The sequence below is a fragment of the Deinococcus radiotolerans genome (assembly GCF_014647435.1).
Taxonomy (GTDB): Bacteria; Deinococcota; Deinococci; order Deinococcales; family Deinococcaceae; genus Deinococcus; species Deinococcus radiotolerans.
Window position 1 is genome coordinate 738,087 of the sequence record NZ_BMPE01000001.1, and the last position, 21,216, is coordinate 759,302.

27 protein-coding genes are annotated in these 21,216 nt (G+C 67.3%); 1 reads left to right on the forward strand and 26 read right to left on the reverse strand.

What is annotated here, in order from left to right; all coding sequences use genetic code 11:
• Positions 1 to 52: 52 nt before the first annotated feature.
• On the forward strand, positions 53 to 334 hold the full coding sequence (locus tag IEY63_RS03580; RefSeq protein WP_189067563.1) for a hypothetical protein: 282 nt from the start codon (positions 53 to 55) through the stop codon (positions 332 to 334).
• Between the two features lie 66 nt (positions 335 to 400).
• Here IEY63_RS03580 and IEY63_RS22555 read toward each other — a convergent pair whose 3' ends face one another.
• The 26 genes from IEY63_RS22555 to IEY63_RS03710 all read right to left on the reverse strand — a co-directional run bounded on the left by IEY63_RS22555 (position 401) and on the right by IEY63_RS03710 (position 21,204).
• Complete coding sequence (locus IEY63_RS22555) at positions 401 to 829, reverse strand: type II secretion system protein (RefSeq protein ID WP_189067564.1); 429 nt, start codon at positions 827 to 829, stop codon at positions 401 to 403.
• A 55-nt stretch (positions 830 to 884) separates the two neighbouring features.
• Complete coding sequence (locus tag IEY63_RS22135) at positions 885 to 1,313, reverse strand: type II secretion system protein (RefSeq protein WP_229784453.1); 429 nt, start codon at positions 1,311 to 1,313, stop codon at positions 885 to 887.
• Between the two features lie 56 nt (positions 1,314 to 1,369).
• Complete coding sequence (locus tag IEY63_RS22140) at positions 1,370 to 1,792, reverse strand: type II secretion system protein (protein ID WP_229784454.1); 423 nt, start codon at positions 1,790 to 1,792, stop codon at positions 1,370 to 1,372.
• A gap of 147 nt (positions 1,793 to 1,939) precedes the next feature.
• Positions 1,940 to 2,653 (reverse strand): helix-turn-helix domain-containing protein, encoded by a 714-nt coding sequence (locus IEY63_RS03600; RefSeq protein ID WP_189067565.1) that lies wholly within the window; start codon positions 2,651 to 2,653, stop codon positions 1,940 to 1,942.
• Positions 2,654 to 2,751: 98 nt separating this feature from the next.
• Positions 2,752 to 3,129 (reverse strand): hypothetical protein, encoded by a 378-nt coding sequence (locus IEY63_RS03605; RefSeq protein ID WP_189067566.1) that lies wholly within the window; start codon positions 3,127 to 3,129, stop codon positions 2,752 to 2,754.
• A gap of 84 nt (positions 3,130 to 3,213) precedes the next feature.
• A complete protein-coding gene (locus tag IEY63_RS03610) occupies positions 3,214 to 3,819 on the reverse strand; it encodes a glycoside hydrolase family 108 protein (RefSeq protein ID WP_189067567.1) in 606 nt (201 codons plus the stop codon).
• Positions 3,809 to 4,150 carry a hypothetical protein gene (locus IEY63_RS03615; RefSeq protein ID WP_189067568.1) on the reverse strand — a complete coding sequence of 114 codons (342 nt, stop codon included), beginning with the start codon at positions 4,148 to 4,150 and terminating at the stop codon, positions 3,809 to 3,811. The genes IEY63_RS03610 and IEY63_RS03615 overlap by 11 nt, the downstream gene beginning before the upstream one ends.
• Positions 4,147 to 4,497 (reverse strand): hypothetical protein, encoded by a 351-nt coding sequence (locus IEY63_RS03620; RefSeq protein WP_189067569.1) that lies wholly within the window; start codon positions 4,495 to 4,497, stop codon positions 4,147 to 4,149. Before IEY63_RS03620 ends, IEY63_RS03615 begins: the two co-directional genes overlap by 4 nt.
• On the reverse strand, positions 4,478 to 4,669 hold the full coding sequence (locus IEY63_RS03625; protein ID WP_189067570.1) for a hypothetical protein: 192 nt from the start codon (positions 4,667 to 4,669) through the stop codon (positions 4,478 to 4,480). Before IEY63_RS03625 ends, IEY63_RS03620 begins: the two co-directional genes overlap by 20 nt.
• Before the next feature lie 96 nt (positions 4,670 to 4,765).
• Entirely contained in the window at positions 4,766 to 6,508 is a 1,743-nt protein-coding gene (locus IEY63_RS03630) for a galactose-binding domain-containing protein (RefSeq protein WP_189067571.1), read from the reverse strand.
• A gap of 2 nt (positions 6,509 to 6,510) precedes the next feature.
• Positions 6,511 to 8,874: a hypothetical protein gene (locus tag IEY63_RS03635; protein WP_189067572.1), complete on the reverse strand. Its 2,364-nt coding sequence runs from the start codon at positions 8,872 to 8,874 to the stop codon at positions 6,511 to 6,513.
• On the reverse strand, positions 8,871 to 9,323 hold the full coding sequence (locus IEY63_RS03640) for a hypothetical protein (protein ID WP_189067573.1): 453 nt from the start codon (positions 9,321 to 9,323) through the stop codon (positions 8,871 to 8,873). The genes IEY63_RS03635 and IEY63_RS03640 overlap by 4 nt, the downstream gene beginning before the upstream one ends.
• A 10-nt stretch (positions 9,324 to 9,333) precedes the next feature.
• Positions 9,334 to 13,416, reverse strand: a complete 4,083-nt coding sequence (locus tag IEY63_RS03645; RefSeq protein WP_189067574.1) for a phage tail tape measure protein — start codon at positions 13,414 to 13,416, stop codon at positions 9,334 to 9,336.
• Entirely contained in the window at positions 13,416 to 13,757 is a 342-nt protein-coding gene (locus tag IEY63_RS03650; protein ID WP_189067575.1) for a hypothetical protein, read from the reverse strand. Before IEY63_RS03650 ends, IEY63_RS03645 begins: the two co-directional genes overlap by 1 nt.
• Positions 13,758 to 13,768: 11 nt before the next feature.
• Positions 13,769 to 14,194, reverse strand: a complete 426-nt coding sequence (locus IEY63_RS03655; protein WP_189067576.1) for a hypothetical protein — start codon at positions 14,192 to 14,194, stop codon at positions 13,769 to 13,771.
• Positions 14,191 to 14,421, reverse strand: coding sequence for a hypothetical protein (locus tag IEY63_RS03660; protein WP_189067577.1), 231 nt, complete (start codon positions 14,419 to 14,421; stop codon positions 14,191 to 14,193). Before IEY63_RS03660 ends, IEY63_RS03655 begins: the two co-directional genes overlap by 4 nt.
• Complete coding sequence (locus IEY63_RS03665) at positions 14,421 to 14,939, reverse strand: phage tail protein (RefSeq protein WP_189067578.1); 519 nt, start codon at positions 14,937 to 14,939, stop codon at positions 14,421 to 14,423. Before IEY63_RS03665 ends, IEY63_RS03660 begins: the two co-directional genes overlap by 1 nt.
• A gap of 10 nt (positions 14,940 to 14,949) precedes the next feature.
• Positions 14,950 to 15,276, reverse strand: a complete 327-nt coding sequence (locus IEY63_RS03670) for a hypothetical protein (RefSeq protein WP_189067579.1) — start codon at positions 15,274 to 15,276, stop codon at positions 14,950 to 14,952.
• Positions 15,269 to 15,571: an HK97-gp10 family putative phage morphogenesis protein gene (locus tag IEY63_RS03675; protein WP_189067580.1), complete on the reverse strand. Its 303-nt coding sequence runs from the start codon at positions 15,569 to 15,571 to the stop codon at positions 15,269 to 15,271. The genes IEY63_RS03670 and IEY63_RS03675 overlap by 8 nt, the downstream gene beginning before the upstream one ends.
• Before the next feature lie 3 nt (positions 15,572 to 15,574).
• Positions 15,575 to 15,751, reverse strand: a complete 177-nt coding sequence (locus IEY63_RS03680; RefSeq protein WP_189067581.1) for a hypothetical protein — start codon at positions 15,749 to 15,751, stop codon at positions 15,575 to 15,577.
• A 9-nt stretch (positions 15,752 to 15,760) separates the two neighbouring features.
• A complete protein-coding gene (locus IEY63_RS03685; protein WP_189067582.1) occupies positions 15,761 to 16,075 on the reverse strand; it encodes a hypothetical protein in 315 nt (104 codons plus the stop codon).
• Complete coding sequence (locus tag IEY63_RS03690) at positions 16,075 to 16,611, reverse strand: hypothetical protein (RefSeq protein ID WP_189067583.1); 537 nt, start codon at positions 16,609 to 16,611, stop codon at positions 16,075 to 16,077. The genes IEY63_RS03685 and IEY63_RS03690 overlap by 1 nt, the downstream gene beginning before the upstream one ends.
• Entirely contained in the window at positions 16,580 to 17,032 is a 453-nt protein-coding gene (locus IEY63_RS03695; RefSeq protein ID WP_189067584.1) for a hypothetical protein, read from the reverse strand. Before IEY63_RS03695 ends, IEY63_RS03690 begins: the two co-directional genes overlap by 32 nt.
• A gap of 59 nt (positions 17,033 to 17,091) precedes the next feature.
• Positions 17,092 to 18,372 carry a phage major capsid protein gene (locus IEY63_RS03700; protein WP_189067585.1) on the reverse strand — a complete coding sequence of 427 codons (1,281 nt, stop codon included), beginning with the start codon at positions 18,370 to 18,372 and terminating at the stop codon, positions 17,092 to 17,094.
• A gap of 1 nt (position 18,373) precedes the next feature.
• Positions 18,374 to 19,216 (reverse strand): HK97 family phage prohead protease, encoded by an 843-nt coding sequence (locus tag IEY63_RS03705; protein WP_189067586.1) that lies wholly within the window; start codon positions 19,214 to 19,216, stop codon positions 18,374 to 18,376.
• A gap of 14 nt (positions 19,217 to 19,230) precedes the next feature.
• Positions 19,231 to 21,204 carry a phage portal protein gene (locus tag IEY63_RS03710; protein ID WP_189067587.1) on the reverse strand — a complete coding sequence of 658 codons (1,974 nt, stop codon included), beginning with the start codon at positions 21,202 to 21,204 and terminating at the stop codon, positions 19,231 to 19,233.
• Positions 21,205 to 21,216 lie beyond the last annotated feature (12 nt).

The following is a 21,216-nucleotide window of genomic DNA, read 5'->3' on the forward strand; positions in this document are numbered from 1 at the left end:
GGCGTTCCTCTGACCACAGTCCCACCGTTCGCCCCAGCTTACGCTCAGGGGTATGACGCCTGACCTGCTGCGCCCGGTGCTGCTGGTGATCGTCCCCGCAGACTGGGACGCCGTGCCAGAGGGCGTGGCGGAGTTGCGGCGGTGCCTCGCGGACGAGTACGGCGCGTCCCTGATGCTGCGGCAGGCCACGGCGCCCCTCTCGTCTCCCCTGCCCCTGTACGCGGGCTACTGGGAGCCGAAGGCACAGTGGTACGCGCGGCGGGACGTGACGCCCCGGTTAGCTGAGGCATTTGTAGACCTGAGGTGGTTTGACGCAGAGCTGGAAGCAGGATGAAGAAGCCCCAACTGCGTGAAGCAGTTGGGGGTGCAATCGTCTGGTTCAGGGCGCGCTCTGACAGACTTATTTCTTGATGGTGCTGTTCGTGACGTGGTACGCCACACCGGTACCGCCATGCGTGGTGGCGACGGACACGTCAAAGGTGTACGAGCTTTCACCGCTGACCGGTGCAGTTCCGGCGTTCACCACGAGCCCCACGGCATTGCATGGCCCGAGCACCCTTGAATCCCAGTCGGTGCCGCCGGTCGGGACGGTCGTGGTGATCGTGGTGGCGGTGGCTGCCTTGGTGGCCGCCGCGATGACGGGGAGTCCGTCGGTATCCAGCATGGCCTGCGCGGTCTGGATGGACTTGCCGCACGCGATCGCGGCTTGGTCCTTGGCCCGCGCGCGGGCACTGAGCAGGTTCGGCACCAGCACGGCCGCGAGAATGCCAATAATGGCAATGACGATCAGCAACTCAATCAGGGTGAAGCCTTGGGTGCTGTTGTTCATAACGCTCCAGGTATGGCAAAAGCCGCCCCGAAGGGCGGCTTTCGGCCCTTACGGTTTACTTCTTGAGGCTGCTGTTGGTGACGTGGTAGGCGGTGCCCGTACCACCGTTGGCGGTATCTACGCTCACGTCAAAGCCATAAGCGCCCGCCCCGGTAGGAGCGCCGGTCATAGCACCAATCACGACGCCCGTTGCGTTACAGGGCGTGATGGTAGCGGAATCCCAATCAGTCCCGCCAGTAGGAACGGTGGTCGTAACTGAGGTGTCAGCAGCGGCCTTGGTAGCGGTGGTGATAAGGGGTTTGCCATCCGTTTCAAGCAGCGCTTGAGCGGTCTGAATGGCCTTACCGCAAGACAGAGCGCCCTGATCTTTCGCACGGGCGCGGGCGCCCAGCAGGTTGGGGATCAGGACAGCGGCCAGAATCCCAATGATGGCGATCACAATCAGCAACTCGATCAGCGTGAAACCTTGAGTGTTGTTTTTCATACAATCCTCGTTATAGCCGAAAAAGGGTCATCCTAAGATGACCCCCCTATTTGGACTTACTTCTTGAGGCTGCTGTTGGTGACGTGGTAGGCAGTGCCGGTGCCGCCGCTGGCGGTGGGGACGGACACGTCGAAGCCGTAGGCGCCGTCGCCGGTGGGGGCGCCGGTCATCGCAGCAATCACGACGCCAGTACCGCAGGCGGAGATGGTGGTGGCGTCCCAGGTCTCGCCGTTGGGTGCGGTGACGGTGGGGGAAGTAGCATCCACAGCCTTGGTGGCAGCGGTGATGACGGCTTTGCCGTCGGTTTCACGCAGTGCCTGGGCGGTCTGGATGGCCTTACCGCAGGACAGGGCCGCCTGGTCCTTGGCGCGGGCGCGGGCGCCGAGCAGGTTGGGGATCAGAACGGCCGCGAGGATCCCGATAATGGCGATGACGATGAGCAACTCAATCAGGGTGAAGCCTTGGGTGCTGTTCTTCATGTCGACTCCTGGTGCGACCACGCCGGGTAAGGGATGGATGGGTCCGGCGGGTCTGCGTATGGCTTGTGCAGTCACGTGTCCCGTGGCTACGAATATCAGCGTAGCTGTTTTCTCTCACATTGTCCTTACATGGGAAGGGGTAAAAGGTCACGATTCCCGGAACTCCGGAGCCAACTCGTATTGACCGTACGCGACCTTCACCAACCAGCCCCGCTCCAGACGCACGCTGACCCAGTTGTTCGCCTTGTGTTTCACCCCACCGAACAATATGTCCGCGATCTGCTCGCGCGTCGCGGGCCAGGGCACCTTCTCCGCCTCCTGGAGGAAGCGCAGCTGGAGTTCCGTGCGGGCGCCCTCCAGCTTGAAGTACTGCCCGGCACCGAAGTCGCTCAACTCGAACTCACGCATGATTTCTTCGCGCGTGGCGCCCTGCTGAATTCGGGCGCGGATGGCTTCCTTCTGTGCCTCTGTCTTGCGATGAACTTTCTGGATCCCGTGCACGCGGCGCAGGTGCGTGCTGACCGCTACGACCTGCCACCCGCCCGCGTTGAGGGCAATCTGTGCGTAACTGTTCCCCTGCGCGAGTTGATCCTCAACCCACGCTTTACTCCAGAAGAGGGGTAGGTTCCGCTCACGCAGCTCCTCTTCCGTCCAGACTTTGCCTTCCGCTCGACCCTTCCGGTGAATCCAGGTGAGTTGCTGAGGGGTGTATTCCGGCTTCAGTTTCACACCTTCAATAGCCGTGATGACCGCGTTCCGGGCCAGGACTTCCAGTGGGATGGCGAGGCGTTTGGCAGCTTTTTCGGCGCGGCGATGGTCTTCGCGAGTGAGTGTGATGGTGATGGTTGGACCTACGGGCATGAGTCATAGTGGCACGCAAGGAAACTGCCCCCACCCCAGCGCTCAGGCCAGGGTGGGGGCAGTTTTAGGGCACTATCGAAGAATTCTTAGAGGGTGGGTCAGCCGCCCGGGAATAGCCTCTTGAAGGCCATCTCGATCAGCATGGCCGCGAAGGGGCTGTTCAGGAGCATCAGCAGCCACTGCGCACTGGGCGGGGCGAACTCCCGCACCAGGGACTGCACGACCGCCAGTACGAACGCGGCGCGGGCCGTGCCCGCCAGAACGGGCTTGAGCTCCTGGGCGGCCTGCACCGCGGCTTCGATCAGGGCGCCCACCTCGGTCCAGGTGGCACCGTCGCGCAGGGCCTGGGCCTTGGTCACGAGATTGGGCAGGTGCTTGTCGAGCCACGGCTGGACGATGGTCGTGTTCAGGGGTGCGCCCGCGCGGGTGGCGGTGCCGAGGGCAACGATGGCGGACAGGATCGTGAACTGGTTCATGGGGGACCTCAATGGGCGCGGCCCCCAGTGAGGGGGCCGGGAGAGGGTGGATTGTCAGCGTCCCAGCGGACGCGGCCTACCGATTTACTCGGTCCGTTCCAGTTGCAGCGCACCGTCCGGGTACAGGCTCAGGCGCGTGCCGTTGTAGATGGTGGGCTTCCCGTCCCACTGCACGTTCTCGCCCCGCATGTCCCGCAGGAAGATGCGCGGGATGGGCGGTGCCTGCACCTGCTCGGCCAGCCATTCCCGCTGCGCCGTGACGCGCCGCAGCCAGCCCTTCAGGAAGACGTCCTGGGACGGGGTGCGCTGCACGATGCCGCGGTAGAACTGCTCGCGCGCATCGATCAGGCGGGACGCGCGGGCCACGGGCACCCCGTCCGGCACCTGCGCCAGCATCAGGCGCAGGTTGCCCGGCCCGTGATTCACGGCGATGTCGTACGCCACGGCGTTCAGCGGCCAGGGCAGGCCGGACGCGGCGGGCCAGTACCGCGCCTGATACAGCGGCAGCACGTCCTGCATGGTCAGCGCCTTCATGGGCTTCACGGGCAGGCCGCGCTCTTTCGCCCACGCCTCCCAGACTTTGCGGGTCACGCCCAGGTTCGTCTCACCGCCCGGGTCGCTGGGGTGGTTCACGTACCCGCCTTCCCACTTCGCGGTGAACTGGTGTGCCCGTTCAAATTCAGTCGTCATGGTCTCCCCTTTCCAGCTCTGCCAGACGAGCCCTGAGGGCCGCGTTCTGCCGCACGGATCGCGTCAGCCGCACCGAGAGTTCGATCACCGCCAGTACCAGGGCGAGGCCCGCCAGCGTCAGGCGCAACCCCGGCCCCACCGGATACGTGGCACCCACGCGGGCGGCCATGATGGCCTCGTGCGGCCAGATCCACATGGCCGCGTAGTACGCCGCGCTCAGCAACCCCGGTGCCCAGCGGCTGAGTGGGCTGAGCATGAAGCGCCAGCAGGCCACGCTCGCCACGCCCAGCGCCAGCCCGATCAGCAGCAGGCCGATCACCCCAGCGTTCACCGGCGCCACCGGGGCTGTGGGCCCAGCGTGCCGCGGGCCAGCATCAGCAGGATGGTGTTCAGGACCCACAGCCAGAACGCGAACACAGCTGTGCGGATCACGCTGTCCGGCGTGGCGTGACTGGTGTCGTTCCGCAGGCTCGCCAGCACACTCGGCACGTCCAGCGCCAGCAGCGCGAGGTACCCCAGCGCCAGGATGACCAGCAGGGCCCCCCGCTCGCGCCAGTGGGGCTTGGGCGCGATGAGCTGCACGAGGAGCATGACGGCGCGGTACGTGACGCCCCCCATGCCGGAGACGAACGCGAGGAGGGCCACGGCGGCCATCAGATCAAGGGGTGTTACGGCCATTGCTGTCACCGTCCTTTTTGCGAGTGGCGAGCGCTGTGATCAGGCCGCCGAGAATGGTGCCCATGCCAGCGAGGATCTTGTCGTCGAGCTGCCCGGTCACGGCGTACCGACCGAGGACCAGCAGCAGGCCAAGACCGACGATCCAGGTGAGGATGACGAGGGGGTCTTTCATGTCGCTCCTGTCGGGGTGAGAAGTTGAGGCATGCGGCTCCTGATCCGGCCAGGGAATGGGAACCGCCCCAGGGCCGGGAGGCTGGGGCGGAGTGGGTTAGAGCGTGAACGTCCTGGCCTGCCCGAACGTCCAGCCGGTCTGGTCGGTAACCGTGTGCAGCACCGTCCAGCTGCTGCCGTCGTTGCTGCCCTCAAACGTCCAGTCCTTGAAGCTGCGGATGTCCGCACCGGCGTTAAACCCGTAGCTATACACCACGTACTCCGCGACGATCTGCGCCGTGCCGAGGTCCACGCGGAGCGTGTTCGGCAACGAGGTGGAGAATGTCCCGTTGAAGCTGCTGCCACCGTTCGTGATGCCGTCCGTGAGGTACGCGTCGTAACTGGTGTCCCCGTTCGTCAGCACGGGTTTGTTCAGTGCGATGTTCGCTCCGCCCGATGTGGTCCGCAGGATCAGCTCGGCTGTACCCTGCCGGTCTGCACCGTTGTTCGCCGTGACGTTCAGGCGGTAGTACCGGTAGGACGTGGTGGGGGCGGGCGTGCGGTCCACGCCGGTCGCGTCCTCCCATTTCGTGGGGCTGACGCTCACGCAGGTACACAGGTAGCTCCCAGGGATTTTCCAGAGGTCCCCCACAGAGGGATTCGCTGGGGGCGAGGCATTCACGGTGGCACGGAGCGTGCTGCCCCCGCTGCCCACCTGATCCGGCCACGCCGTCCAGTTCGCTGCACTGAACGAACTCCCGCTCGTGAACGCGGCCTTCGCGTAGTACATCGCGCCGTTATAGGACACGATGTCATTCGCCGCGTAGTTGGTGCTGGCCGTCCACGCCCCACGGTTCACGCCGCTCACGGTGCTGACCGTGGGGGTGTAGCGTGCCACCCCGCCACCCTGATCGGTCACCGTGCCGTTGGGCAGTTCGAGGGTGGTGAACACGGCGCTGGGGCTGCCGTCCTGCTCACGAATCGTCAGGCCGCTTGTCCCCGTCAGGTCAGGCCACGCGTTCCAGTTGGCCGCGCTAAACGAATTGCCCGACGTGAAGGTGGTCTTCGCGTAGTACACCACTCCACCCTGCAGGACCACGTCATTGGCGTTGTAGGCCGTGTTGGCCGCCCAGTTGCCCCGGATCACGCCACCCGAGCTGTTGCCCGTCGTGCTGCCCACAGCGCCCGCGTCGATGGTGCTGTTGTCGCTCAGGGTCAGGATGAGGTGGTTGCTGCCGTTGATGGTCGCGCCGGTGACACTCACGCCGTTGGTGCCATTGGTCCCTGGGGTGCCCGGAGCCCCTGCCGGACCCGCCACCGTGTTCACCGTGGGGACGGGCGCCAGTACCGTATCCAGCGTGACGCTGCTACTGGTCCGCGTGACCTGCGCCACGGGCACCGCGTTCGCCGGGCAGACGGGGTACCCGCTCCCGTCCAGGGTCACGCCCGCCTCACTCGCGCCCAGCACGGCGAGGCGGCCCAGGCTGACGTTCATGGTGTCGGTCAGGGTCTCACCCGTCACGACGTCGGTGTAGCTGCGGTTGATGGTGGTCGGGGTGGGCACGATGATCACAAGCCCCTTCCCGGCGGCCAGGGTCGCCAGGGCCAGGGTCTCGTCCGCGATCCGGACCACGGCGGTGGCGTCCAGCGTGATGCCCACGCGGCCCTGCACGCGCAGGTTCGTGCCAGTCAGGGTCACGCTCCCGGGCACGGCCACGCCACCGGCACTAAACAGGGCCCGCGTGATCGTGGCGATGGCGTCATCCTGGGCCGCGAAGTTGTCGTCGAGGTGGTGTGCCTCCAGTTGGCGTTCATTGAGGCTGTTCACGGCGAGCTCGGTAATGGGTTTCGTGTAACGCATGGTCACTCCTTCAAGCGAACCGCGCCCCAGCGGGCGCGGTGATAGCGGCGTTCGGTGGCACGATTCAACGTGTCGCCACCGGGCAGGGGGACGGGATTCAGAACGAGCCGCTGCTCGACACTGAGCGTGAATTGACTGCTGCTCTGGGACTGCTGCGGGGTGTGCGCCTCGCTGTACGACCAGCCGGTCACGAGGCCGCGCGCGCCGGGGACGTCGATCAGGCGGCCCACGTGCTCGGGCCGCACCGGGTACGGGGGCGCCTGGGAGAGGGTCAGAACTTCGCGGGGGTTCATGCGATCGGTGACCACGGCGCGGGCCATGCTGAGGGCGGTGGCCGCGTCGATCTGGTACACGCCGGTGTCGAGGGTGAGTTCCCGCCGTCCGTACTCCGCGAGGCTGGCGGCGAGGTCCACGCCCGTCTCCGTCTCGCCGTATGTAGCGACGATCTTGGTGGCGCTGCGTCCGAACGTCTGCCCGGTGGCCGTGAACTCGAACAGGTAGTCGTAGCGGGTGGGGTTGGTGCTGCGGATCAGGCGGGGCGTGACCCGCACGGCCAGGTCGTTCGTGACCGTGAACGTCACGCTGGCCTGCGAGGAGCTGAACGCGCTGTAGCTGACGTTGAACGTGGCCGTCACCGTCGCGCCGGGCGTCATGGGAAGGCTGACGGTCTGCGTGCCCCCGTCCAACTCCCGGTCCGGCCCGATGAACCCGGTGTCGGCCCAGACCGTGGCGTGCACCTGGATGCTCAGGGGACCACCACCGGGGTGCACGCCGTCCGCGGGCTGCCACAGGGCGCTGCCCACATCCACACCGGTAGCGTCGTAATGCGTCCCAATCCGGACACTGGCCGGCGGGAGCACCTCGCCCTCCTGGAACACATACCCCTGGCTGGTCACGGTGCAGACGTTGACCACCTGCGAGTCATCCAGGGTGCTCGTCCCGCCCTCGGTGAGGTCCAGATTCGTCAGGGTCAGCGCAGGCTCTGGCACGCCTCCAGATGCCCAGGGTGGGGCGATGACCTCCAGACGGCCCCAGCGGGACACCCTGAACCCATACCCGCCGAATGGCTCGAAGAACATCTTGAGGACGTCCTGCGCGCTCGGGCCGGGCCCGTCCTGGGGCGCCTCGATGACCAGCGCCTGCAACCAGACGGGGAACAGCTCCCCATCCCCGCGCAGGTAGAACTCGGGCAGGTCCTCCCAGCCGAGCCAGTCGTATGTCGCGCGCATCTCCCCCAGGAGCACCTCCAGCGCGCCCCTCGCTGTGAAGGGGCCGGTCCGGAAGAAGCCCTCCGGGAAGGGGTAGATGCGGCTCAGGCGGCCCAGGATGGTCTCCCCCGTCCACTCCACGAGTCCGGAATCGGTGTCGAGGCGGCGGCTGGACAGCTCAAAGCTCATCACGCCCTGTGTGGGTTCGACTTCCAGGCCGATCCGGTAGGGCGTGCTGAGGCTGACGGGCGCGCGGTCCGGGTAGGTCAGGCTCACCCGGTTGTCCCGGAAGAGACCGGACTGATCCTCACCCAGCTGCACCCGCACTGGATCCTCGAGCAGGCCGGGGCCGGGTTGCGGCAGGTACGTGACTGGCACGCCAGCGTCCCCGCAGCCGGTCGGGACGCGGTAGTACCGCTGGGCCGGGGTGTACGTGACGCCGTCCAGCACGACCGGTAAGGGTTCCAGTTCGAGGTTCGGGCCGGTGATGCCGACCCCCGACCACAGCACCTGGCCGTCGGCAGCGGGCACCCACTGCTGCTGCATGAATCGGGTGGGCGGCTGCGTGAAGTCCAGCAGGCCGCCTGCACCCTCCGCGTAGATCAAGCTCCAGAGTTTGGCCGGTGCCTCCATGCCATTGCTGCCGGGGATCAGATGCCCGTCGCTCGCACGCTGTGGAGCGCGCGTGGCCGTTGTGATCGGCAGCCCGCTGAGCATCAGGTACGTCTGCCCGGTGCAGTCCCCGTACGGCCTGGGTGGCGGCGGTGGGGGCGCCGGGCTGCCATCCACCCCCGCCGCGCCCAGCCCCCCGGCCCAGGGGCCACCCACGCCCGGCCCCGGTTGGTTCGGGTCGGGGATCGGCTCCCCGGTCATGGGGTCGTAGGGGTAGTTGGGCAGTGGCGCCGGGAGCTGAACGTACCAGGCGTGATCATTCGGGCCGCTGCTGGCGCCCGTCTGAGCGGATGAGATGCCCACGTCCTGGCACCACGCGTTCAGCGCCTCGTTCAGGGCGATGGGTCCCTCGAGATCATCGTTGAGGTAAGCGGTGAGGCCACTGGAGCCGGTGACCGTGGTCCAGCTGATGCCCGTGTCTTCGGGGTAGCTGGGGCTGGGCGTGGGCACGCGCGCCCAGGTGGCGAACAGGTACGTGACGGTCACGGGGTCACCACGGTGCCGTCCCGCACGTGCAGGCGGTCACAGCGCATCAGGGTCAGCGTCTGCCGGTACCGGCCGGGGTCGTACCCGGTCTCGCTGAGGTACAGGACGCCGGTGGCCGTGCCGACGCTGCTGACGTCGCTGTAGATGCCCACGCGGTACGTGACGGTCACGAGGCCCACGCCGGGGTCCGCGATGACGACGTGCGTGCCGCCCCGCGTGCGGTGCTGCTGCGGGTTGCGGGCCAGGAGCCCTGTGAGGGGGGTGAGCAGGTCGGTGTACTCGAACGCCCAGGTGAGGTTGCCCGTGCTGGCGTCACGGTCGATCTTCTGCGCCTCGGGGAGCAGGATGGGCCCCCGGGTGAGATCCCCATCCCCGTCCCGCTCGAGGGGCTGAACCAAGAGGTGAAAGTTGCTCGCCAGCAACTTACTGACGGTCTCGGTGTACGACATGGCTCACCTCCTATCGGGCGGGCAGCGTGGCGGGAAGTTTGACCAGACCGACCTCTTGCAGGACGGCCAGGGTGGTGTCGCGGCTGATGCCGATCAGCTGCTGGCGCGTGCCGGGCGAGTTCAGGCCCTCGGTGATGTGGAAATTGTTGGTCACTTCCAGGCGGAGCGTCACGGTGGGCGTGCTGCTGACGCTGGTGTGCGCGCTGCCGACACTCGGCACACTGCCGGAGGCGCCCGCGACGGCCTTGCTGCTGGCCTTATAGCTGTCGCGCGTGACGTCCACGAGCCCGAATGTCACCGTCTTCAGTAGCGCCGCGAGGGCGTCGTAGACCGCGACGAGCACGTTCACGACGGGGGTCAGGACGGCGGCCAGCAGCTTCAGGTTCGGAGCGATCAGGGCACCGAACAGCTCCCCGATCAGCCGCAGCGGCTCTTGCAGCGCGGCCAGTGGGGCAGCGATGACACTCAGCAGCCCCTCGAAGATCGTACCGACGATGTTGAGCTTCTCCAGCACGAACGCCAGGAAGGTAGCCGGATTGGTCAGGGAGCCGATGGCCTCGACCGTGTTCATGATCGTGCCCGCCGCCTTCTCGGTCGCATCAGTCCGGCCCTTCTGGAAGCGGTCCGAGATGTTCGACCCGTTCAGTTCAAGGTCAGCGGACTTCGCGGCAGCATCAGAGCGTTCCTTCAGCCGGCGGGTCTGCTCGGCCAGCAGGGCGTTGAACTCGGCCGTGTTCTCGTTCAGGCGGGCCGTGTCCAGCGCAAGCTGAAGCTGGGCGTCGCTCATGTCCCGCAGACCGTCCACCCACGCGGTGAACCCGATCTTGTTGAGGTTATCAACCCACTCAGCGTGCGCGTCGGCTGCCGCCTTCTCAGAAGCAGCCTGCTCAGTCTGGAGGCGGGTGATCTCTGCCGTGAGGACCGCGTATCGTTCCGCCTGCCCGTTCTGAAGGGCCAGGGACTGCGCGGCTTTGAGCTGCTCGATGGTGAGACCCTTCAGCGTGACACGGTACTCGTCCTGCCGTCTCGTGGCCTCGATCTGCGCCTCGATCTTCGTCCGCCATGCCATCGCTTCCTTCTCCAGTTCTGCGATGGGTTTCAAGTCGGTCGTGTTCGGCGGGGGCGCGGTGGGCCGGCTGCGGCTGCTGGGCCCGACGTCCGGGAGAGCGCGGCGCAGATCGCTCACCGTTTCAGAGACGTCCACGGTGCCCGCCCGGAACCGCGCACGCGTCCAGAACGCATCGAAATTGTCGAGGAGCGCCTGGGCAGCGGCCGCCGCCTTCCCCGTCCCCTTGGAGAGGTCAGTCAGGTAGTCGATGAACCCGTTGGACTTCGCGTTCAGCCCCTGGGCCGCCAGTTCATCCAGCTGCCCAGCGAGATACCCAGTGGTGATCCGCGCGTCATCTGCCGCGGCCTGCTCGTCCTGGTAGTTCTGGACAATCTGGGCGCGGGCATCGTTGGCGAGTTCAATGGCCTGCGCGGTCAGGCGGGCATCCTCGGCCGCCGCCTCGCGTCGATGGGTGAGGGCGTCGGCGTACACCCGTTCGATGATCCCCGCGGCCTCGGGCGCGAATCGCTTGGCGTCCTCCAGTGCCGCGAACACATCCGCGCGGATGTCGGCCACGCTCTTGCCCGTGACGGCCGCGAGGCTGCGCACCAACCCCAGGTCACCCGCCCCGAAGCTCTGGCGGTACGCGGCGTCCGTGAAGCCTTGCGGGTCACGCTGGGCCGCACTGTTCGCCGCGGCAATCTGCGCGTCGTTCAGGTCGGACAGGGCCTGAGCTGTCGCATCAGCTGCGACTTTCGCGGCCTCAAGGCGGGCACGCTGCTCGGCCATCACGGCATTGAAACGCTGACCATCCCCGGCGGCCAGGGCGTTCGCTTTCGCGGCGACCAACTGGGCGTCGCTGTACTTGCTCAAGCCCGCCACGTACGCGTCGAACTTCAGGCCGTCCGTGATTGCCTTGCGATTCGCGGCCAGCTGGTCCGCGTGGGCTTTCGCTTCGTCTGTCGCGCGTTTCGTGGCGGCCGTCGCGGCGTTCTCGCGGCGTTCCAGTTCGGCCTTGATCGCGTTGTATCGATCCGCTTCACCAGCGGCGCGGGCTGTGGCCTGGGCCGCCTTGAGCTGGGCCACCGTGAGGCGTTCCAGTCCGTCCTGCCACGCGTCGAACGCGATGGACTTCTCCAGCTCCTTCTTGGCGGCGGCGGTTGTGTCTTTGGCGAGTTTCGCTGCGGCCTTCTGCGCCTTCGGGCTACTCTTGTCGATTCCGTTGGCGAGACCCTCACTGACGTACCCGCCCATCTCCGCCATGACGCGGGAGGGGGACTTAATCAACAGGGCATCCTTCACACCAGTGATCACGTTCCCGGCGAGCTTCCGGGCTGCCTCGACGGCCTTAGCCGCGCCGCCCTCAATGCCGCTGATCAGGCCCCGGATAACGTTTGCCGCGGCGTCAGCCATGCCGGGCGCGAGGTTCTTGATCAGGCCCAGGATGGTGCTGCCCATGTTCCGGACCTGCCGGACCACGAAGGTCACGCCGTCCTCGAAGATCCCGCGCAGGGCGTTTACGGCGCCACCCACGTCCCCGCGTAGCAGGGCACTGACGGCGTTCGCCACGCCCGTCACGATGCGGACCAGCAGGGTCAGGGTGTTCCCGACGCTCGCCACGACACCCGTGATCAGGGGCGCGATGGCCGTGAACACGGGGCGCAGCACCGTCTCCCACAGCGTCCGGATCAGGCCGAACACGCTGGCGAACAGCGGGCCGATGGCCTGCACGACCGGCTGGAACGTCGCCACGGCACGCTGAATCTGCGGGCCGAACTCACTCGCGAACTGGCCCGCCACCTGTTTGCCCTGGCGGAAGCCGTCCACCAGGAACTTCACCACGGCCGTCACGACCGGCCCCACCTGCGCCACAGCCGCCTTCACGGCCGGCATGGCGTCGTTCGCCAGATCCAGCAGCAGGTTCCCCACGGGTTCCAGTTGCAGCAGCACCTGGCGCCACGCGCCTTGGAAGAACTGCCCGAGGGTGTTGTACCGCTCGCTGACTTGCGCGGTGGCGCCGTTCAGGTCGCCCATCTTCACGGCGGCCGTGTTGATCGCCAGCACGCCGCTCTTGCCGAGGTCCTCGAACTGCGTGCCCAGTAGCGCTACCCCGGCCTGCATCTGGGTCGTGCTGTCCTTGGTCTCGCGCAGGCGGCCCAGCACCAGACCGAACGCATCAGCAGCCGTGACCTGCCCACTGGCGAGGTCCTTGCCGAGCTTGTCAGCGTTGATGCCGAGGTCCTTGAGGCCCTGGGCGGTGGTCTTGGACCCGTCCTGAATCCGCACGACGAACTCTTTGAACGCGTCGGCGGCCTTGTCAGTGCCGAGTACGCCGCCCTGCTGGCCGGTCTGGAGGATGCTGAAGAACTCCTCAGCGGAGGCCCCACCGTTCTTGAACTGGGTCGAATACTCCCCGATGGTGTCGAGGAAGTCCCCACTGCGGTCCAGGCCGTTCTGGTAGCCCTTCGCCAGGAAGTCGAACGCCTGCTGGCTGGTCAGGCCGAAGTTCTTCATCAGGGTGTCGGCGGCCTGGGCCTGCTCGCCCACCTCGCCACCGAACGTGTCAGCCAGGGCGGCAGCGGCGCTGGTGGCCGCACCAAGGTCCTCGTCCGCGAGGCCGCGCATCTGCTTGCGCACCTCAATGACCATGGCGTTCGCGTCAGCGAGGGAGTCCCCGAAATTGTTCGCGAACACCTGCTTGGCCTGGGCGCCCAGCACGGCAGCCTCTTCGGCTGTGACGCCCAGCTGCGCCTGCATCTCGCGCAGGCCGTCACGCGCCTGGGACGCGATGTCCAGACTCGCCTTCACGCCGCCGATCAGGGCGGCGCCCACGGCAGCGGCAGCGGTGGCCGCCAGCCCGGGCAGGCCAGCGAGCACCCCACCGAACGCGCCGGACAGCGCCCCGCCGCCCTTCTTACCGGCGGACTGGCCCGCCTGTTCCACCTCAGACTCAATCTGCCGGAACGACTTCTGGTCCAGTCGCGCCACGACGTCCGTGTACAGCAGATCGCCGCCGTCCCCTCCGAATCCTCCACCTGTCGTCATTACTTCTTCACCTCCTCGATGTGCTTGAGTTCTTCGGGTTCCAGCAGGCTGAGCACCCAGCGCGGCGCGCGGCCCACCAGGTCAGCCGCGGCGAGATCCCGCGCTGCCGCGCTGTGCAGCTGGGGCGCGCGGAACTCCGGCAGGTCGTACGGCCGCAGGAAGATCGCCCACGCCTCGTCGTGATACGGATCGGGCGGCGCGCTGCCCTGCACCATGGCGGCCCAGCCCTGCGGGCCGATCTTCGCGAACTGCGCCTTCAGCGCCGGTAAGTCGCGCAGGTACCGCACGAACCCCACCTGCTCCGTCAGGTCCCGCAGTTGCGTGGGCGTGAGCAGCGGCACCTCCCAGGGCTTCAGTCCATAGAGGTGGCAGAGAAGTGCGGTTGTGCGGCCCCGAGCGAGGCCAGCAGCTGATCCGAGATCCCATTCATGGTCGACTTCACCGCCTCCCTGAACTTTCCCTCGGTGTCCCGCCGCCCTTCCTTGAACGCCCACAGCAGCTCAGCGGCATCGGTGGTGAGCAGGTCCTGCGCCACCTCGCGCGCCACGGCCTCCGGCACGGGCTGTGCGGCGCGTTTCTGGATCGCCAGGACGTACGGCGCGAGCGGGTCGGTCTTGCTGCGCTTCAGGGCCGCGTCGAGGGCGTTCAGTTCGCGCAGCGTCGCCTCCCGCAGGTGCAGGGTGACGCTGCTGGGCAGGTCGGTCAGGCCCTGCGCAGTCAGCGCTTCGTGCGCCTCGGGGGTGACGGGGAGGTCCCAGGTGGTGACGGGCTGAGTCATACGATCTCCAGTTCTTCTCGGTCAAAACGCAGGTGCCCGCTGTGGCCTGTGGCTTCGGCGGGCAACCTGACGCGAAATTCTTGTGTTGTGGTGGGGCTTGTGAGGGTGACGACGGGGTCGGTGTGCCCGTGCCGCACGAACAGCACCGGGCAGCGCAGGCGCCCACCGTGAAGGTAGGCGCCGTACGCGATCACCGCCGGGTCGCTGCCAGCGGCGCGGAGTTCCATCAGGTGGCGCTGGTGGCTGCGCTGGTGTCCTGCCAGAACTTGCCCTTGCCGGTCACCGTGGCGCTCCAGGTGACGTTCCCGTCGGCGGGCACGGGGAACGCGCCGGTGCTGATGAAGCCCGCGCCGCCCTCCCACTTGTCGTCCCCGATGATCTGGCGTTCCGCCCAGATGGGCTTGCGGCCGATCTGGGCGGCGCGCAGGGCCTCGCTGTTCGCGCGGTCCGCCTCGACGGGCTGCCACACGCCGCTGATGGGCAGGGTCCAGCTGCCCGCGCCGGGCTCGGCGTCCGTCCACTCCTCACCCGCACCGGGGGCGGGGCTGCCGTACATGACGACGGTGTCGTCGGTCTGGGCGGCGTGGCTGATGTTCACGTCGCTGGTGTTCACCTCGGGCAGGGTGAGCGCGGTGGCGTCCATGCCAGCCGGGCGCTTGTAGTGCCCCTCGGCGTCCAGGGTGAGGTCGGTCATGATCTTCCAGCGGACGACGCTGCCGCGTCCCTTCTTCTTGCTCAGTGCCATGTGGCACCTCCTAGTCGGTGAATTCGCTGAGGTACCCGATGCTGTCGGGGTCAGGCGCCCGGCGCGTCTGCCGGTGCGTGAGATCAAGGCCGTCCAGCGCAGCGCGCCCCAACCGGTCGAGCTGGAGCGCGCGGAGGTCCGTGGCGGCGTAGCACGTGACCTGAATGAGCGTGTCGGTGGGCGTGCCGCCGTACGCGGGGCGGGCGGTGTCGCTGACCAGGGCCAGCACGATCACCTCGTCCCCGCCCGGGTCGGGGTCGCCGTCCATGCGGACGGGCGGGCCGATGGCGCCGAGCGCGGCATACGCGGCGGGCAACAGAATGGTCAGGTCAGCCACGGCGTTTCCTCATGGCCTCGATGGCCGGGCGGAAGTAGGGCTGCGCCTTCTGCTTGCGGGTCCCGAACTCAACGAAGGGCGCGTAGGGCACGTTGGTCCCCACGCGGTAGTGACCCTCGCCAATCTTGGTCAGGCCGATGCTCTGCTTCAGTCGTCCACCGGTGTAGCCCGGCCGGGACTTCCCCACGGGCGTACGTCGCACGATCTCGTTCCGCAGTTCGAGGGCAGCGGTACCCGCGCGACGCTGCCCAGCCGCCAGAGCCTTCTCCCGGCCCTTCTTCAGCTGGAACGCCACAGCTTACTTCTTGCCCGTTGTGGCTTTCGGGGCAGACTCAGCTTCAGCGGTACGGTTCAGCAGGCCGGAGCTTTGCAGCTCACGCACCCGCTCAGGACTGCCACTGAAGGTGTCGCCCTTCTTGTACGTCTTGCCGGTCTCCGCGTCCGCGAAGTACCGCTTGACCTTGTACTTGTCCATGAGTCCTCCCTACCGGCTGACCACACCGGCCACCGTGAACCCATCCCACTCGTTCACGAGGGTCAGGGCGTACATGGTCCCGTCGATGACCAGACGGTTCGTCTGGGGGTTGAGGTTGATGCGGGGCAGGTACACCTCGCGCGCCACGCTGACCCCGGCCAGCTGCGCCTGTCGCGTGACACGCTCCCCGGCAGGGAAGTGTGCGCACGGCAGGGTCTGCCCTGCGGTCCAGGCTTTGGTGGTCTGCCCGAGGGCGTCCGGGGGGCTCTCGACGTGCGTGAGCACCTGCGCGCTGGTTGTCAGGAATGACGCGGGCAGCTGCATCAGAACCTCGTGGGCAGCCAGGGCCGCAGCAGTGCGCGGGCGTCGGCGGGCAGGGTGCCAGTGCTGGCCGCGTCCGTGTAGGAGCGGCTGACCGGGCCCATGCTCTCGCTCTTGATGCCCACCCGTGAGGCTGCGGCCGCGCCTGCCTGAGCCGTGAGCAGCACCGCTTGCCGGATGCCCTCAGGGAGCGTCCCAGCCGACCAGCCCGCGGTGTAGCTCACGAGGTACGGCAGCGGCACGTAGTTCGTCCCCAGCAGGCCGCCCGTCAGGGAAGGCCGGATGGTTGCACTCACGTCGATGACGCGCGGGCTGGTCAGCACACCGATGACCGGCGCCCCAGCCACCACGAGGGACTGGATGCTCACCGCCGGGCGGCCCAGTGCGATCAGGCCGCTGCTGCCGATCTCCCCACTCTCCCCCACCCCGGTCTGCTCGGTAAGGTCCGGCAGGCCCAGCTCGGCGGCCACGAGGGCCTCAGCCAGGGCGAGCTGCGCGGGGGTGAGGTTACTCCCCTCCGGCGGGTTGACCAGCGGCATCGGTGCTGCCCTCCTTGGGGATCTTCGCCAGCGCGGCGTCCCGCTCAGCCTGGGCCGCCTTCACGTCCGCCTTGAGGCCCTTCACCTCGTCAGCGTGCTTCTTGGCGTCGGCCTTCAGCTGGGTCAGCTGCCCCGTGACACGCTCCAGGTCGGTCTTCAGCTTGGTGTTGGCCTCGACGAGCTTGCCGTTCTCGGTGGTCAGCGCCTGCACCTGACCGTCGTCCTGGGTCTGCTCGTCAGGCTCGGCTTCAGCTTCGGCCTCGGCCTTGGCTGCCTGCCGCGCCCGGTAATCCTCTTCGGACTCGATGACGCCCAGGCCCAGAAGGTGCCCAGCGTCCGCGTCGTCCAGCTTCACGGTGTCGCCGGGTTCCTTGTCGCTCAGGAGGCCCAGCGCGCGGTACTTCACTCGGTAGTTCTTCATGCTCACCTCGCCCAATGGGCCAGGGCGCACCCGAAGATGCGCCCATCAGTTCAGAAGGCTCAGGCCGGGGCGTTCTTGATGAAGCTCAGGCGGTCGTAGATCACCAGTGCCAGGCGCTCCTCAGCGAGGATCGTCACCATGTTCTTCACGAAGTCGTCCTCGTTCTGGTTCGCCACGGTGATGTTCGCCTGCCGGCGGTCGAACAGCTGCGCGCCGCGGCGGAAGTCACCGGCGAGCCACTCACCTTTGGCCAGCTTGGTGCTGTCACGCACGGGCTTGGCCATGATTCGGGGGTTGCCGTTACCGTCCAGCACGTTCAGCCAGATGTAGTTGTTGTCCGTGCCCTTGAGCAGCATGATCGTTTCCCAGTCCTCGGGGTTCAGGACGTACCCGGTCAGGGTGCGGTTCACGAGGCGCAGCTGCGTCTGCGCGCGGATCAGGACGTCCAGCATGGTGCCGGTGGCGGCGCGGTTGTACGCGGTCGCGACGGTGTACAGGCCCAGCAGGTTCTGGCCGGTGCCGTCCCCCTTGAGAATCTGGGCGTCTTCCACGTCGCGCAGGCCGTCGATCAGCTGCGCGTCGATGTAGCTGCGCAGGGCGGGCTCGTCTTCGAGGATCTCGTCACTGGCCTTGATGTAGTGCGCGATCTTCTTGACTTCGGTGGTGACCATCTCGAAAGCGAAGTCGCTCTGAGGCTTCGCGGCACCTTCAGCGACCATCCCGGCGTTCTTCGCGTCAGCGCTGAGCTTGCGCTGGGGGAATTTCAGGCTGCGGGCGCTGGTCTCGCCGCTGGGCAGCAGGTCACGGATGTGCGGCTCAGTGGGCGTGTCCTGCATGGACAGGCGCTGCGTTTCCAGCACGCTGCCCACGCTGCCCACAGCGCCGGTCAGGGCCTTCTGCTCCACACTCAGGCTGAAGCGGTTGCCGCTGGTGTGCCGGAAGTTCTTGAACTCCTCAGCGCTGGTGAACAGCTCGCCACTGCTCTTGTGCTCTCCCTGGCGGCCACCAGACAGGTCGAGGCGACCCATCTTGGTCTCCAGTTCCTTCATGGCGCCCTTCAGCTCCTGGCTGAGGGTGGTGTGCTCGCCTTCCAGGCGCTTGATTTCCTTGTCCACGTCGGGGACGCTGCCCAGGCCGTCGGCCTTGATCTTGTCCAGGCGGGCGTCGATCTTGGCGCTGAGCTTGGTTTCGATCTTGCCGATGGCGTCCATGACGGCGCTGGGGTCATCGTCCTTGTACAGGGTGGCGGGGCCGCCGAACATCTTGCCGCTGCGGGCAGGACCGGAAAAAGCCTCGCTGATGGCGAGGCCAAGGGTCAGGGTGTCTTTGTTGTGGGTCATGTCAGTTCCCTCCGAGGGAAGCACCGAACGCGCGCAGATCAGCCAGGAGGCTGCCCTTCTTCACTTCGGCATCGAGCTGGCTGGCTTTCTGATTCAGGGCGGACAGCAGGCTGGAGTGCTCGCGCGGCTCCGGGCTGCTCTTGGCATCCGCAGTGGTCGTGTCGGAAGTGCCGACATCGTCGGCGGCTTCGTCCAGTCCGGCTGCGGAAACAAGGTCTTGGAGTTCAGAGAGGGCCGTGAGGATCTTCTTCGCGTTCACCGCGGAGAGGACGCGCCCGGCCTTCGTGGAGAGGTTCACTTCGGTGATTGCCTTCCAGCGTTTGATCTCGCGCGCCAGGTCGTCGCCGCTCTTGATGCCGGTGATGATGGCGCCCTCGTTCGCTGGGAAAGGCACGAAGCTGTACTCGTAGAGTTTCAGTTCGGTGATGACGCGGTAGATGCCGGTGGTGCGGTAGTCCTCGGGGTACTCGGCCTTGATGGCGGTGTAGCCGATGCTCATGCTGTCCAGCGCGCCTTCCTGCGCCAGCGTGTAGATGTCCTGCCCCATCTGGGTCTGGCTCATCTTCGTGCTGGTCAGCAGGCCGTACCCGTCTTCGGTCATGCTGACGGGCTTGCCGACGGGTAGGTGCTGCCACGTGTCGTGGTTGTAGAGCACCTTGACCTTGTCCTTGCGTTCGCTGACGGTCTTGATGAACGCACCCTTCTGGATGACGTCGCCGTAACTGTCGGTGTTGCCGAACGCGGCGGCGTACGCGGTGACGATACCCTCAGCTTCGGCCTTCACCTCCACGGTGAAGTTCTTGGTCTCAGGCACGCTGCTGGGCTTCTGGTTCGTCTTGGTCATGCTGTTCACCTCCCCTATGCGGGTTCGTAGAGCGTCACGCAGCGGCAGTTCACGCCCGCCGGTGCCGACTGGGCTCCGTTGCTGAATGACTCGTCGAGTGCGACCCGTTCGCCGTCCATAGCCGCGTGCGCGTCCCGGGTGCGGCTGTCACCAGTCGCGGCCCAGACTTTGACCAGCTGCACGCCTTCCTCAGCCGCGATCTGCTCGGCGCTGAGCTGGTGCGCGGCGCCGAACGCGCTGCCCACCTCGGTCCGGGCGATGCGGTCCGCCCGGTACCCGGCCCAGTCCTCGGACAGGGCGCGAATGCGCTTGGCAATGTCGCGCGTGCTTTCGCCCGCCTCGACGCCTGCCCGGATCTCGGCCCGGAGTGCGGCCTTGCTGGTGTCGGTGATCAACTTGATGTTGTCCCCGACGTGCCGGTCAATCCACGCGGTGACGCCGTCGGCCAGCACGTCGAACGTACCCCCGCCGCCGGCCGCCGTGATGCTGCCCAGCAGCGTCGTGTAAGCCACCACGCCCTCCGACTCGATCACGGCCGTGTGGATGGCCTCCAGCAGGGCCTGCCAGTCGTCCAAGCTCAGCTCCGGCTCCCAGGGATCACCCTGCGCGTATGCACTGGCCGCCGCGTTGCCCTGCGCGAGCAGGACGTCCGCCACGCGGCCCTTCAGCTCGGCGATCCAGGCGTCCATGCGCGCCAGGCGCTCCGTGATCGGGTCACCCTTGTCCTTCCGCTCCATGCGGGGCGGGGCGGCCCTCGCTTTCGTGGCGGGGTTGCCCGGCGCGCTGGGCACGACTGGCTGCCGGGGCACGTCGCCACCGTCCACCGGACTGAAGCCCAGTGCCAGCCGCTGGTTCACGGCGTTGATCGGGAAGCCCGCATTCACGAGCAGCACAGCCGCCTGCGCCCGTTCCTTCATGTTGTCCTGGAGCGCGGTGACCCCGCTGAGGTCTGCCACGATCCGGTGCGTCTGCTCGGCGCCGTAGTGTGGCAGCAGGCCCATGCCGAGGCCCTGGCAGAGGTCATCGAGGAGCGGCACAACGGTGTCCTCCCAGAGGATCCGCTTCGCGGCGTCGAGGTTCGCGAACGTCACGGCCTCGCCGGCCACCATCAACACCGGCGGCACGCCGAACACCGCGCCGATCTCCTCGCGGCTCATGCGGCGGCCTTCCAGCCAGTCCATCTCGGCGGCGTTCAGGCTGAGCGGCTGGGCCTTGCTCGCGCCGCCCAGCACCAGGGCCTTGCGGACGCTGTTCCCGTCGATCTGCCCCTGGATGAAGCGCGCCGCCGTCTCCTGCTCTTTGGCATCGAGGCTGTCGCTGAGGAACACCGCGAGGCTGGGCCGCCCATCGTTGGCGAGCACCGCGCGGTTCCAGCGGACAGCGGCCGTGTCAGTGTCCACAGCCGAGGCCGCGGCCTTCAGTGGACTGAGGCCCCAGTAGGGCGTGCTCGGATCCACGAACTGCCAGTGCAGCACCTCGTCCGCGCCCAGGTTCCGCCGGTCACTGCCCTGCTTCCATTCGTACCCGGCGATGAACGCGAGGCGGCTGGGGATGGGCTTCACCTCGTCCGGCTTCAACGGCCACAGTTCCACCGGGCGGCCCTGCACGATGACCTTGTGCCACAGGGCGTTCCCGCCGAGTTCCAGGTGCAGCGCCCAGCGTTCCAGCATGTCCTGCCGGGACATGAACGGATTCGGCCGGTCCAGCAGCGCCTGCAGCGGGTGCTGCGGGTCAGGCTGCCACTCGTCCCCGGTGCGCTTCTGCACGACGAGCGGCACGCTGGCGAGCGCGGTGCTGATGCGGCGGCAGGCGGTGTACACCCACGTGCTGGCCTTCAGGCCTTCACTGATGGCCTTCTCGGTGCTCCACTCACTGCTGACGGCGCGGCCGTCCCCGCTGGCCCCCACGAACGGCAACGCGCCCTTGGCGGGCGCGGTCTTCTTGACTTCCAGGCCCAGCCAGGCGCCCAGCGTTTCCTTCCATCCCATGCTTCACCTCCC